The 12,618-nt window shown below is 67.2% G+C and carries 13 protein-coding genes and 1 pseudogene; 6 read left to right on the top strand and 8 right to left on the bottom strand.

Translation table 11 applies throughout. The features are described 5' to 3' along the window. Positions 1-4 precede the first annotated feature (4 nt). The 3 genes from ACQEVU_RS01275 to ACQEVU_RS01265 all read right to left on the bottom strand — a co-directional run bounded on the left by ACQEVU_RS01275 (position 5) and on the right by ACQEVU_RS01265 (position 2,499). Positions 5-1,441, bottom strand: a complete 1,437-nt coding sequence (locus tag ACQEVU_RS01275) for a ricin-type beta-trefoil lectin domain protein (RefSeq protein WP_433319210.1) — start codon at positions 1,439-1,441, stop codon at positions 5-7. Between the two features lie 165 nt (positions 1,442-1,606). Continuing rightward, positions 1,607-2,128, bottom strand: a complete 522-nt coding sequence (locus ACQEVU_RS01270; protein WP_433319207.1) for a hypothetical protein — start codon at positions 2,126-2,128, stop codon at positions 1,607-1,609. Between the two features lie 44 nt (positions 2,129-2,172). Then, positions 2,173-2,499 carry a hypothetical protein gene (locus tag ACQEVU_RS01265; RefSeq protein ID WP_433319205.1) on the bottom strand — a complete coding sequence of 109 codons (327 nt, stop codon included), beginning with the start codon at positions 2,497-2,499 and terminating at the stop codon, positions 2,173-2,175. Between the two features lie 124 nt (positions 2,500-2,623). On the opposite strand from ACQEVU_RS01265, the gene ACQEVU_RS01260 reads away from it, so the two are divergent. From ACQEVU_RS01260 to ACQEVU_RS01245, 4 genes and pseudogenes are all read left to right on the top strand, one after another. Then, on the top strand, positions 2,624-2,911 hold the full coding sequence (locus ACQEVU_RS01260; RefSeq protein ID WP_433319202.1) for a hypothetical protein: 288 nt from the start codon (positions 2,624-2,626) through the stop codon (positions 2,909-2,911). Between the two features lie 574 nt (positions 2,912-3,485). After that, positions 3,486-4,331: a DUF6414 family protein gene (locus ACQEVU_RS01255; RefSeq protein WP_433319199.1), complete on the top strand. Its 846-nt coding sequence runs from the start codon at positions 3,486-3,488 to the stop codon at positions 4,329-4,331. A 230-nt stretch (positions 4,332-4,561) separates the two neighbouring features. Beyond that, on the top strand, positions 4,562-4,903 hold the full coding sequence (locus tag ACQEVU_RS01250; RefSeq protein WP_433319196.1) for a hypothetical protein: 342 nt from the start codon (positions 4,562-4,564) through the stop codon (positions 4,901-4,903). A gap of 722 nt (positions 4,904-5,625) precedes the next feature. Continuing rightward, positions 5,626-5,808 (top strand): annotated as a pseudogene (locus ACQEVU_RS01245) (helix-turn-helix domain-containing protein); the annotation flags it as partial. 88 nt (positions 5,809-5,896) lie between these two features. Here ACQEVU_RS01245 and ACQEVU_RS01240 read toward each other — a convergent pair. After that, positions 5,897-6,595 carry a hypothetical protein gene (locus tag ACQEVU_RS01240; RefSeq protein WP_433335352.1) on the bottom strand — a complete coding sequence of 233 codons (699 nt, stop codon included), beginning with the start codon at positions 6,593-6,595 and terminating at the stop codon, positions 5,897-5,899. A 994-nt stretch (positions 6,596-7,589) separates the two neighbouring features. Here ACQEVU_RS01240 and ACQEVU_RS01235 point away from each other — a divergent pair. Then, entirely contained in the window at positions 7,590-7,781 is a 192-nt protein-coding gene (locus tag ACQEVU_RS01235; RefSeq protein ID WP_433319193.1) for a helix-turn-helix domain-containing protein, read from the top strand. 371 nt (positions 7,782-8,152) lie between these two features. On the opposite strand, the gene gsmA is transcribed toward ACQEVU_RS01235, so the two are convergent. Both gsmA and ACQEVU_RS01225 read right to left on the bottom strand, forming a co-directional pair. Then, entirely contained in the window at positions 8,153-9,022 is an 870-nt protein-coding gene (gsmA, locus tag ACQEVU_RS01230) for a sporangiospore maturation cell wall hydrolase GsmA (protein WP_433319190.1), read from the bottom strand. A 66-nt stretch (positions 9,023-9,088) separates the two neighbouring features. Beyond that, positions 9,089-9,871 carry a hypothetical protein gene (locus ACQEVU_RS01225; protein ID WP_433319187.1) on the bottom strand — a complete coding sequence of 261 codons (783 nt, stop codon included), beginning with the start codon at positions 9,869-9,871 and terminating at the stop codon, positions 9,089-9,091. Between the two features lie 221 nt (positions 9,872-10,092). Here ACQEVU_RS01225 and ACQEVU_RS01220 point away from each other — a divergent pair, with 221 nt between their 5' ends. After that, entirely contained in the window at positions 10,093-10,233 is a 141-nt protein-coding gene (locus tag ACQEVU_RS01220) for a hypothetical protein (protein ID WP_433319184.1), read from the top strand. Here ACQEVU_RS01220 and ACQEVU_RS01215 read toward each other — a convergent pair. Continuing rightward, positions 10,220-12,247, bottom strand: a complete 2,028-nt coding sequence (locus ACQEVU_RS01215; protein ID WP_433319181.1) for an ATP-binding protein — start codon at positions 12,245-12,247, stop codon at positions 10,220-10,222. The genes ACQEVU_RS01220 and ACQEVU_RS01215 overlap by 14 nt on opposite strands. 127 nt (positions 12,248-12,374) lie before the next feature. Continuing rightward, positions 12,375-12,611: a carbon storage regulator CsrA gene (gene csrA, locus ACQEVU_RS01210; protein ID WP_344614898.1), complete on the bottom strand. Its 237-nt coding sequence runs from the start codon at positions 12,609-12,611 to the stop codon at positions 12,375-12,377. Between the last annotated feature and the right edge of the window lie 7 nt (positions 12,612-12,618).

Below are 12,618 nucleotides of genomic sequence, written 5' to 3'. Positions count from 1 at the left end.
TCGGTCAGGCTGGCACCGTCACGCGCTGCGCATTGGTGGCGTTGCAGTCCCAGATCTGCAGCTGGGTTCCATCGGTGGTACTGCTGGAAGGATCGTCGAGGCAGCGGCCGGACTGCGGGTTGCGCAGGGCCTGGCTCGCCGACACGTAGGTCCACTGCTGGGCGCCGGTGCCGTTGCAGTCCCACAGCTGCAGCTTGGTGCCGTTGCCCGTGCCGCCGGACGCGACGTCGAGGCACTTGCCGAGCGCTCGAACGGTGCCGTCGCCGGGCAGCGTCCACTGCTGGGCGCCGGTGCCGTTGCACGTCCAGATCTGGATCTTCGTGCCGTTGGCGGTGCCCGACCCACTCACGTCGACGCACTTGCCGAGCTGCACGAGGTTCACGGTCCCGGTGTGCGAGCCGCCGCCCCCGCCCCCGCTGGTGAGCAGGAACCGGTTGTTGGCGGTGTTCCAGTGCGTGGCCAGGTAGGAGCCGGCCGGCGGGTTGGTGTTGAAGTAGTCGTCCTTGTTGCAGTCCAGGCGGTTGTCCTGGGCCTGGTCGGTGCACACGACGCGCAGGACGGTGCCCGGCCCGTCGTTGTAGCACATGATGTCGTAGTCGTCGGTGCAGTGCCCGTAGGCGGTGTGGTTCGGCGAGCTGCTCATGACCGCGCCCATGGCGTGGGTGAGCTCGTGCGCCGCCGGCCCCGCGGCCCAGCAGCCCGAGTCGACGCGGCTGTAGCTGGCCCCGGAGTTGTTGGCGTTGTTCTGCCCGGGCTGGTCGTCCAGCGTCACGTAGGCGACGCCGCACAGGGCGGTGGCGTCGACGTACATGAGGTACTTGCGGTCGGTCCGGTTGTACCCCTGCGCCTTGATCGCGTTGACCGAGTTGCCGAAGTCGCTGAGCGCGCTGTTGGCGATGGCCACGTCGGTCACGCTGATGTTGCAGCCGCTGTCGGTGTCGAACCGGATGTGCCGCACGCCGCCGGTCTGCGCCGCGCTCGCGCTGTAGATGTCGTCCACGCCGGACGTCCACGTGCGGATCGAGGCGAGATACTGGCTGTAGCGGTCGGCGTTGCCGGAGCCGTGGATGTACAGCACCTGGACGCGGTAGCCGCTCTGCCCGTCACCGTCGCAGACCACGCTCAGCGGCGCGGCGGCGTCGGCCCTCACGGCGGCGGGGGCGATCGGCGCGACGGAGCGCGAGACGTCGAACCCGGCGAACGCGGCGTCGGGCCCGTGCGTGCAGGCCCCCGGCACGTTCTTGAGCTCGAGCAGCCCCTTGCACCGGCCGGCGCCGGCCTTGAAACCGTCGTAGTTGAGCCCGCGGCTCGCGTCGTTGGACGGCACGACGGCGTCACCGGACTCCCGGGCGGCGGCCGGCGCGGCCCCGAGCCCGGCGGCGAGCAGAGCCACACAGACGGCGAGCAGGGCTCGCCGAGGGCGGAGGATGGATCGATACATGCACACACTCCCGTTGGCGGACGGGTCTGGAACGCCCAGTGTGTGACAGTGTTACGCCATCGAACAATGTCGAACAGTGAATTGTTTAACTTTGTTCACAACTCGCAGTCGTCAGTGGTCGTACATCGCTCAGTGGTCGTACATCGCTCAGTGGTCGTACATCGCTCAGTGGTCGTACATCGCGAACCAGGCCACCGCGAGGTCGGGGTCGAAGTAGAAGCTGCGCCAGCGGGCCTGCGGCTCCTCCTCGTCGTAGAAATGGCTGTTGTGCCAGTGCACGCCGGCGGGGACGAACGGCTTGAGCGCATCCCACATCTGCGTCGGATCGTCGAGGTCTTGCGGGTCCGGCGACGGGTCGGCGGCCCCCCAGTCGTACATCCCGGCCAGGACCTTGGCGTCCTCCGGCCGCAGCTTGAGCACGCCCTGGTAGCGCCAGTCGGTCGGCCCGACGGCGCGGTCGCACGGGTCCCCGGCGGCGCGCACCTGCCAGTGAATCTCGGCGTACTCGCCGACGTCCGGCAGCTCCGCCGCCGGGTCCCAGCGGTCGGTGAACACCTTGGCCTCGCCGGCCTGCAGCGACGCCTCACACGCCGACGGCCGCTGGGCCTCGCCCGGCTGCCCGGTGCAGCCCGCGGTGCCCACCATCAGCGCCGCCGCCACGACGACGATCATCCCCCGCTTCGCCACGGCCGCCACTCTAGACGGCGCGCGCAAAGCTCACGCGACCAGACCTAGCGGCGCCGCCGGCGGTTGTGCCGGACGTACGGCACCAGGCCAACCACGATCACGACGCCCGCGAAGGGCAGGCCCCACAGGACGTTGTAGACGTTGCCGTACCCGCTGCGCCAGAACCCCTGTGCGACGAACTGCACCCCGCCGGCCAGCAACCCCAGGGCGAGGACCTGCAGCCACTCGTTCCCGCCGGGCTGGTTCGGCGGCCGGCCGAAGTACGGCAGCCGCGCGGAAGGGTTCGCCGCCGCGAGCCGCACGCCCGCGCGCAGCCAGAGCACCGTGCTGATGGCGAACATGACCGCCGCGGCGTACCACCACCCGTTCACGCCGCCATGGTGGCACGCCCCCGCACCCAGCCCGGTTACGCGCCGCGAAACAGCGACCATCGAACTGGACAGATCCCCGTATGGTGGCCAGGCGGGCCTATCCGACCTACGGGGTGCAGTGAAGTTGGACGAGGTGTTCTGGTACATCGTCATATTCCTGTTCTTCTTCGGCGGCAGCACCGCCGCGTTCGTAAAGCACCTCCAGTCCCGCCGGCACGAATTCAAGTTGGCGATGGCCAAGGAGAAGGCCAAGCTGGAGCAGGCGAAGGCGAAGCTGGTCGAGGAGCAGAACCGGCAGGCCGCACTGGAGGTGCGCAAGGCCGAGCTGGAGATCGAACGCTACGACCGGCGAATCCCAGGCATGCCATCGCTTCCGCTACCGGACAGTGACACCGGGAACGGCGTGGGGTAGGCGGACGGCCTGGAGCGCCAGGTCGTACTGGTACAGGTTGCACTTCCAGCGCTGGGCCGCCCACATGGGCGAGCACTCCGGACAACGGCGGTGAGCTGCCGCTACGGCTTCCGTCGCTTCTCATCAGTTCGTAGTGCTATAGACGGCGTTCTGTACCGGAGCCGTACCAGCCGATCTTGATGTGAGATCCGAGGATTAGAAGGCACCATCGCGGCATCGGTCGGGACGGTTCGGTCCCGCGGTCATCGAGTCGGGTGCCGGTGGTGACGGTCGTCGCCGTACGTGGCGGTTGCTGTCAACGCTGCTGTCGGCCAGGGCATTGGGCTTAACGATCTTGCGCGATAGAGCGGCTGGCGTTCCGCACCCGCACTACACCGGTCGATCTTGGTGGTCTGAAGTCCTTGGGACTAGAAGACGCGATCATACTTCCCGACTTGCTGGCGTCCGCCGCCCGTGGGCTGCGGGCCGTCCGGATATCGGCAAATTTCGACCGAACGTCCGATCATGTTTCAACTCGAACAACTCGCCTAGTGATGTACAGTGTCCCGCCAGTCGCTCGCATAAGGGAGAGGAAATGACAATTCCCCAGCTACGAAACTACCGATACCTCAATACAGCCCGACTATATGATTACCTCTCGACCTTCGAATCATCGCAGTGGTCAGAAGAAACGGAAACGCATCAGCAAAACAGCAAAGAGACCGGCACGGGACTGCCTCAATTTGATCGAGCTGCTAACGAAGGCGAGGAAGTTCGGAGTTTGACTAAGCAACGCGTGGTAAGTCTTGCTAATCGCCATGCATTTTCTCGTCTGTACGATAACTTGGCGACGCATATCCAAGAGTTTGATGAATTCACGGACCTTACTCTTGACGTCAAGAAAGGTTCCGTCGTCGAGGTAACCCGAACGTTTACCCCCTCCCCGGTCGCGAGCCTTCTTGACTCGGTTCTCCAACTAGGCGGAATGCTGAAACAATTCGGCCCGCAGATGGGTCAAGATATGGATAGCGAGGCCTTGAGGCAATTGGACCTCGTGCTTGCGCTATTCGGAGGCAACTCAGCGGAGGCAAAGGTTATCCCGATAGTCTCCGACAGGGACGGCAGCAACGTCGCCGTTCTATTCAACGCCGAAGACGTTTACGTCGATGGCGACGCAGAGGAATTAGGTGGCGAACTGACCGTCTTCGGAACCATCAACAAGGTGATTCCAGCCGGAAAGGACATCGACCTCCTCGCACTAACTAAATCAGTGCCGAAAAGCCTGAGAAGCTCCTCCTCCGGAACGTCGGTGATGCGGAATGCGATGGTGCAGATGCTCCAGAATGTTCCTGAAGGACTCGGAAATCCTGTCGCACCCGATCAGCTAAGCTTGGCCGGACCGGTCCTTATCGTCTCCCCCGTCGCATGCTACACATCATAGTAGCGCAGGCCGCCAAGGCAGACGACGGCCTGTCGTTTAAGGATATAGCATCGCCCGCGATATCGATATTTGCTCTGGTCTTCACCGTCGCCACATTTTGGTGGAACAATTGGCGAGCAGGCGCCGTAGTCGCCGACCGACCACGCGCTTTCTTTGCTACGGAAGTGGGCGGTCGGACGCGAATCCTACTCCCAGTCGTCCTTACAAACTTGGGCCCGAAAACACGTGGCGTGACCGCATTGCGTTTGAAGGTGCACAACGAAGGGATAACCCACACGATCCCCTGCGTGCGCACATACCCGGCATTTAGTCCGGATGGCAAGCTTGCAACAATTGCGACGAATTTCGTCCTCGGCGGGCGCGAGAGTAAGCTACTTTATTGCGAATTCGAGTTGAGCCAGCCAGGCATCCTCATCGAGGGGTGGAACGCAAGCAAGACGCAGATTCTATTGGCTGGCAGACAGTATTGGAAGGATTGCGGCAACTCATCGTTTCATCTTTCGAGTGCGGCATACAGCCAACGACAGACGCATAATCTGCCTCATGACAACTCGAATCTCTTGCCGCAGTAACGCGACCTTTCAGCAAATCTAGAAGACAGCCGTACCTTTCAAGTTCAAGCGACCGACCGTACCCGCAATCGCGGGCTGTCTCAAAGCCCATCGGTGGTGCCCCCACCGGACAGCGAGGCGTCGGGCAATGGGGTTGCTTGTTTTGACACGTACGTGTCAACTTCGCGCCACCGAGCGGGCGTTGCCGCTGCTTACGGCCCAGCCTCAGACCGCGGCGGCGCCCTCACCGGTGCCAGGTTCTCGTGATGGCCCAGCTTGTCAAGGTGGAGCGCCCTACCGGACGAACGACCTTGACAAGCTGGGCCATCACGCAAGAGAAGATGGCGGCGGGGAGGGTGTTGCCGCACCGCAAGTTCCGCTCAGAGCACGAGTTGCTCCACCGATCGACGTTGACGCCCTGGTCCTCCGTCTCGCCGGCGGGCGGGGGCTTCGTTGTGTCTATCGCGGTTTGCCGTCGCTGATTCCGGTGCGGGCGCCGGGGCTTGCCTGCCGCGTAGGCGAAGCCGAAGCGGCAGGTCGCGGAGCGACCCCGGAGCGCCGCGGTGCGCCGCGTCAGCGGCGCCTTGACCCCGTACAGAATGTTCTCACACAGCTCTGACTCGACACTCTGACTCGACACCTGTCGGACTCCGCTTGATCCGTTACAGGTTGACTTCACTTGATGCGTGGCACTCCGCCGAGGGCTGGTGGAGTTGACCATGACGGAATAGCGGTATCGCGCCGTGCTGGAGGTTGAGGCCGGGGTGCCGGTGACAGAGGTTGCCGAGCGGCTCGGGGTGTCGCGGCAGGCGGTGCATCGCTGGTTGGGCTGGTACCGAACGCTGGGCTTGGATGGGCTGGCTGACGGGTCGCATCGGCCTCATGCGCATCCGGCGCAGACGTCGCCGGCGGTTGAGGCGGCGATCTGTGAGCTGCGCCGCCAGCATCCGCGGTGGGGGCAGCGGCGTATCGAGTTCGAGCTGGGCCGCAAAGACTGTCCCGGGCCCGGTCCCGTCATTGAGCACAATCTGCCGATTGCTGGTCCGCCACGGCCTGGTCGACGCGGTGCCGCGTGGTCGGCGTCGGCAGGACTACACCCGTTGGCAGTGGGACCGGCCGATGGAGCTGTGGCAGATGGACATCGTCGGCGGGGTGATGCTCGCCGGCGGCACCGAGGCGTAGGTCATCACCGGAGTGGACGACCATTCCCGGTACTGCGTGCTCGCGACCGTGGTGCGCCGGGCTACCGGCCGGGCGGTGGGCCTGGCGTTCGTGACGGCGTTGCAGTCGCATCCGGTTGGATGCCAGCGTAATGACGCCGGAGGTCGCCAGTGCCATGGCGTGTTGTCCGACGTGGAAGCGCCGTTCGGCTGCGTTGCGGCAGACCGGTCCGTCAATGCTCCCCGCTCGAACCAGCGCGTTCGTCGTCTTCTTCACCACAATCCGCCACATGTCGGCGACGAACCGGGTCATGTCGGTGTTGAAGGAGGCTGCCCAGCGGCCGGCGTGCAGGACGCCGGAGTCGTCGAGCCTGCAACGAAGCCACTGGATGACCGGACCCACTGCAGGACCATCGACGACACCGGTCTCACGTCGGCTACAACCGATCGTCGGGTGGATCACGGTGTGTTCCAGATCGTGACGTGTCCAGAGCATTCGGCAATCGACGACCGCGCCGGTGGCGAGTTCGGGTCCACCCACGCTGATCGACAAAGACCACGCTGGGGTAGGCGCCCAGCAGCGCGCGTTCCACCTCGAGCTCGTCGTCAATAGTGAGCAGCAACTCGACGGACTTCGTCCGCTCCTTCCCCACCCACGCCCCCGTCCCCACTCCTGGCGCAATGCCTCCCTGCACCACAACCAACAGCACCGGGCAACTGCGATTGTCGCCACGGCAACGTCGCCTACGCTCGCACCACGAAGATCGTCTAGCCGGAGCTGTCACGCATCATCTGACGCTGATCCGAAACGGATCAAGTGGAGCCCGACACTCTGACTCGACACCTTGACCAGGCTGCTTAGACAAGGCGTCCGACCCGGCGTGACGTAGGCGTTCGCGGCATGGACGGAGAGCCGTACGGACACAAGAAGCCCAACAGTCGCGAGCGCCAGCAGCATCAACGCGGGCCGACTGTCGCAATGCACCGCTGTTTGGCGTTTGGGCAAGCGACGAGATGTGACGCGGTACAGCGGCAGGCGAATTCGCTCGGAGGACCGGCGTATCGCGGGTTATTAGCACACCCTGCCGCCGAAATGCCTGGTTCGATATGAAACGGCACACTGGTAGAGTGCTACTCGCACTTAAGCGCGTCCATGCCGAGGGTACGCCTAGGGGAAGCCAGTGTTGCTAGCAATCGAATGTCACGTGCGAGGCCCTGACCCCATCGCCTGGCTCTGTTGTGGCCTTTTCCTACTTGCAATCGCAATGCTTTTTCTAGAGTCTCAGAGTCGCAGCAGCAGTCCGGGCAGAAATGAACGTAAAGTCGGATACATCGTGATTTCATCACTTCTTGTTCTCACCTTGGCGACATGCGTCCCATTCCTGAATGGCTGCAATATGGGGTGAGGGCGAGCAACCCGCGCAGGCTCCGATTAGCCTGGCCGGACCATTTGCCCGCACATGGCGAAAACGTGACCTGTTTCAGAACTTCGGCTCCACTGGATCTGGCAGTTTGGCCGCCCAAGGTGAGCAACACCGGCAAGGACGGTGCACGCGCTGTGGGGCGGGAGGACCAACTCCTGGACCGTCGAAGAGCTGGCCGCCTTCCTTCGGCTGCCGCCCGCGACTATTTATCGGTGGCGCTACCGCAGCATCGGGCCGTGGGCGTTCAAAGTCGGGCGTCACCTCCAATTCCGGGAGGCGGACGTCCACACCTGGCTAGAGAACCAGGCGGCATAACCATGACCCTGCACGACCTGTGGTATCTCAGCGGGCGCGGGCCGGACGGAACTCGCCTTCCATCGAAACGGAACGGGCGCGGCAAACGCTGGCGCGTCGCATGGACCGACGATTCCGGCGACGAACGAACGGCCCATTTCGAACGAAAGTCGGACGCTGAGCGGTTCAATGCCAGCGCTCGGACGGATCTCAGTACGTGCACTAGTGGCCGAAGGCGGTCGACCGTACAAGGTCGCTCGTAGATCGCGCGCTCGGAACGAGGCCGGCGGCGGCCGATCACGGGGGGTGGCCCGGCGTGACCGCCGCCGTTCGTGGTGTACCCAATCCTTACCCGAGGGAGGTTGGGTACGTTCCGCCGCTGCTCAGACGGCCTACAGAGCCAGGTCGTACTGGTACAGGTTGTACTTCGTCATCAGCGCGACGACCTTCGTCGTGTACTGCGGGTCCGTCGCGTAGCCGGCCTTGTGGACCTCGGCGATGAACTGGTTCGGGTCGCTCGTGTAGTTGAAGGCGGCCGCGTAGCGCGACAGCGAGCGCAGGCTCGCGCCGTGGTCGCGGAAGGAGTCGACCGAGGCGTTGTAGGTGCGGAACGTCGCCACCGTCGTGCTGCACACACCCGCGGCGGTGCACTCCTGGGTGGTGTAGGCCTTGCAGCCGGCGGCGTACTGGCCGGGGGCGTTGTTGAAGCATTTCATGCCGAAGAAGTTCCGGTCGGTGGCCGACAGCGAGCTGCGGCCCCAGCCGGACTCCAGGATCGCCTGGGCGAGGGTGACCGACGTCGGGACGCGGGTGTCGCGCTGGCTCTGCTGGGCGGCCGGGATCGACGCGGCCAGGAACTGCTCGTTGGTCATGGTGCCGGTCGGGCCGGCCGGTACGGCGGCGACCGGGGCCGGCGTCACGGCCGGGGCGGGCGGCGGCGCGGCGCAGACCGGCAGCTTCGGGCTGCCCGAGGCGTAGGCGTGGGAGATGTAGTCGCCGGCGGCGGTGCGGTCCCACTGGGCGGTGCGGCGCACGTTGCCGCGCAGGTACTGCCCGCTCGCCCGGCAGGTGACGGTCACCTTCTTGCCGTTCTTGATCGTCCGCGTCTGGCCGAACCAGTTGGCGGCGCCGGACCGGGCGGCGAGCGAGCCCTTGACGCGGACGCTCACGACGGCGGCGTCGGCCGGGGTGGCGGCCATGGCCAGCGTGGCGGCGACGGCGAGCGTAGGGGCAAGGACGTACCGCTTGAAGGTGCGCAACATGGTCTCAAAGATCGCCAGTTGCGGTTGCGCCCCTCGCTCCCGGCGCGTTGCCGGACAGTTGCCGGCTCAGTTGGTGCCGTACTGCTGCTTCAGCGTCAGGTAGTCGCCGAGGCCCAGGCCGCGGTAGGCGGTCGAGCAGTCGGGCAGGCCGTCGGTCATCGTGAGCGCCGAGTGCTGCGCGAACGCGACGTGGCCGAGGCCGAAGGCGTGGCCGAACTCGTGGGTGACGGTGCCCTCGAGGTCCCAGCGGTTGCTGCACGACGGCGGGGTGTTCAGGAAGAACAGGCCCTCGGTGTCGTCGATGAGGATGTCGGTCTCGACGCTGCGGCCGTTCTCCTTGCCGCCGTACCACCAGATGCACGTGACGGCGAGCAGCCCCTGGTTGAGCGGGCCGAACGAGACCGAGTTGTGGCCGTCGCGCTGGCCGCAGCCGCCCGACGGGGTCACGCCGGCGATCTTGTCGGTCTTGCCCTCGTACGACTCCTGGATCCCCAGGTTCTCGGGCAGGCCGCAGTCGTTGCGCCCGGTGTTGACGTTCGTGGCCGCGCTGCGCAGGGCGTTGATGACGGCCGTGCGGTCGCCGAGGTACGCCGGGATGGTCTTCTCGTTCACCCGCCACTTGAGCTCGCTGCGCCAGCGCATCCCCAACCACGTCCCGGCCGGGTCGGCGCAGCGCGCCCCGTCCATCGTGGCCTCGGCCGGCTGCCCGATCGGCGGGCCTGGCACGACCACGGCGAAGCGCGCGGTCCGCAGCGCCGCGGGCGGCTCGCCCACCAGCCACGCGGTGCACAGCACCAGCGCCAGCAGGGCCCGCAGGATTGGCGCCAGACCATTGTCGATCTTCGGCACAACATCATTCTGAGCTGCGGTACCCCGGGCGGGGGTGGCTTTCGGCAAATGCGCCAGCGACGCCATGGCGCCCAAGATTCCCTCCCGCGCCGGGCTGACACCCACCCGGAACCCCGGTGTCGGGTGATCGTCAGCCGACCGACGAACCGCCACGGGACAGACGCCGCCGATCACGGTCCGTCATAGTCGAGTCACATCCGGTACGGCGAGGGGAACGCATCATGACGAAGCTGTTCGCGAGGCTGAAGCTGCGCGGGGACCGCGGCGCCGCCACGGTCGACGTCGGCCTCGCCGCCGTCCTCCTCGGCATCACGCTGGTCGCGGCGATCACGCTGATCGGCGGCGACGTCACGTCGTGGTAGACCCGGGCAGCAGACACGTCACGACCGTGCCCTGACCCGTGGCGGGCGTGGCCCAGATCCGCCCGCCGTGGCGCTCCACGATGCTCTTGGCGATCGCGAGCCCGAGGCCCGTGCCCTGGCTCTGCCGCTCGTGGGAGCGGCTGGAGCGGAAGAACCGCTCGAAGATCTGGTCGATCTCGTCTTCGGGGATGCCCATCCCGGTGTCGGCGACCGTCAGCCGCACCTGTCCCCCGTCGAGGCCCGCGCTCAGCCGCGCGCTGCCGCCGGGCGGGGTGAACTTCAGGGCGTTGTCCAGCAGGTTGATGACCACGCGCTCGAGCTGGTCGCGGTCGCCCTGTACGGACAGCGGGCCGTCGGGCAGGTCGACGTCCAGGCGCACGTCGCGCTGGCCGCGGACCGCCTGCAGGGCCTCCAGCGCCCCCGCCACCACCGCCCGGATCTGCACCGGCCGGCTGTTGATCTTCACCGCCCCCGCCTCGATGCGCGAGAGCATGAGCAGGTCCTCGATGAGCGCGAGCAGCCGGCGGGCGTTGCGCTCGACCGCGGCGAGCAGCCGGGCCTGCGGCGGGGCGACCGGGCCGGCGTCGCCGTCGGCGATCACCTCGACGTTGCCGAGGATGCTCGTGAGCGGGGTGCGCAGCTCGTGGGAGACGGTCGCGACCAGGTCGGCGCGGACCTTGTCGAGCTCGCGCAGGCGATCGGCGGCGGCCCGCTCCCGTTCGAGGGCGTGGCGCATGGCCTCGACGGTGCGCCGCTCGCGGGTGACGTCCCGGGCCACGCTCAGGTATCCGGTGACCTCCCCCGACTCGTCCCGGATCACGCTGACGGTGCGCGCGACCGGGACCCGCGAGCCGTCCTGGCGTACGTAGTCGCACTCGCGGGCCTCGGTGTCGCCCGCCCGGGCCGGCGCGAAGACGCTCTCGAGGTCCTCCAGCTCGCCCGGGGCGTGGAAGCGGGCCAGGTCGGCGGCGCCGACGACGTCCGCGGCCCGGTAGCCCAGCAGCCGCTCGGCGCCGGCGTTGAACACCGTCACGGTCCCCCGCCGGTCCACGCCGATGATGGCCTGCTCGGTCGCGGCGGCGAGCACGTCGGCGAAGAGCCGCTCGGTCCGGCGCTGCTCCGTGACGTCGATGCCGGTGCAGATCATGTGGGTGAAGCGGCCTTCGTCGTCGGTGAGCACGGCGGTGCTCCAGGCGATGCGCCGCCGGCCGGCGGGGACGATCCAGTCGCGCTCGGCCGGCGGCTGGTGCCCGGCGGTGACGACCCCGGCGAGCGCGGCGTCGATCTGCGCACCGTCGCGAGTGGACAGTCCGAGGTCGCGGTACCGCCGGCCGAGGACGTCGGCGGCGCGGCGGCCGGTGACCTCCTCGCAGCGGCGGTTGAAGCCCGTGACCCGCCCGGCCCGGTCCACAACGATGACGAGCAAGCCGCTCGAGTCGAGGATCGCCTGGTTGAAGTCCCGCTCGCGCCGGGCCTCGCGGGTCGCGCGGCACAGCTGGCGGGCGGACACGCGGGCCCGCCGCGTCGCGCTCTGCGCGGCGGTGGCCAGGAGCACGCCGATCGCGACGACGAGCAGGCCGCGGCGCCACTCGAAGCGGCGCAGCTCGGCGTCGAGCGCGCTCGGCACGACGAACACGACCGCCATCATGGCCACGCCGATCGCCGTGGCGAGCCGGCCGTGGTACAGCCCGAGCCACAGCACCGGCAGCAGCGCGAGCGGGGCGTAGCCGGCCGGCCCGCCCTCGGCCGCGACGTTGAGCAGCAGCACGACGCCGAAGAACCCCAGCGGCGGCACCGCCTCGTAGGCGAGCGGCAGGCGCGGCCACGGCACGAGTACAACCAGGAGCAGCAGCGCGGCGAGCAGGGTGGCGGCGCCCGTCAGCGCCGCCGGCTCGACCCGCGGCGGCAGCCACGCGACGGCGAACGAGATCAGCGTGACGGCCAGGAACGGCGTGATCCGCCGCCATCGACCGGGGGCGCTGAGCGTCCGCAGATCCGCGTCGCCGTACAGCATGGGGCTATTCTCCGGCCTTCCGCGCGGGCGGCGCAGTCAGAAGCGGAAGCGGGCGACCAGGCCGTTCATGTGACGCTCCCGTCCATGCCCGCGCCGGTGAGGAGCACCACCGGCGGGCCAAACGACGCTATTTGCTCTCGGTGCGCAGCATGCGGCTGAGCGCGCGCACGGCGACGTCACTGGGCGACGCGGCCTCGCGGTTGGCCTTCTGCAGCTCGCGGTACACCTCTTCGCGGTGGACCTGGATGCTGCGGGGGGCCTTGATGCCCAGCCGCACCACGTCGCCGCGCACGTCGAGCACGGTGACGACGACATCGTCGCCGACCATGACGCTTTCACCGGGACGTCGGGTCAGAACGAGCACGAGCCGC

It is taken from the genome of Dactylosporangium sp. CA-139066 (genome assembly GCF_050936175.1).
Lineage (GTDB): Bacteria > Actinomycetota > Actinomycetes > Mycobacteriales > Micromonosporaceae > Dactylosporangium.
Note: the sequence above shows the minus strand (reverse complement) of the source record. Positions and strands in the feature narration are given on the sequence as shown.

What these genes read in the sequence shown, in the direction of transcription:
- ACQEVU_RS01215 (WP_433319181.1), bottom strand. Translation starts at nt 12,247, where the DNA reads ATGCTGTACGGCGACGCGGATCTGCGGACGCTCAGCGCCCCCGGTCGA.
- gsmA (WP_433319190.1), bottom strand. Translation starts at nt 9,022, where the DNA reads ATGTTGCGCACCTTCAAGCGGTACGTCCTTGCCCCTACGCTCGCCGTC.
- ACQEVU_RS01220 (WP_433319184.1), top strand. Translation starts at nt 10,093, where the DNA reads ATGACGAAGCTGTTCGCGAGGCTGAAGCTGCGCGGGGACCGCGGCGCC.
- ACQEVU_RS01275 (WP_433319210.1), bottom strand. Translation starts at nt 1,441, where the DNA reads ATGTATCGATCCATCCTCCGCCCTCGGCGAGCCCTGCTCGCCGTCTGT.
- ACQEVU_RS01255 (WP_433319199.1), top strand. Translation starts at nt 3,486, where the DNA reads ATGACAATTCCCCAGCTACGAAACTACCGATACCTCAATACAGCCCGA.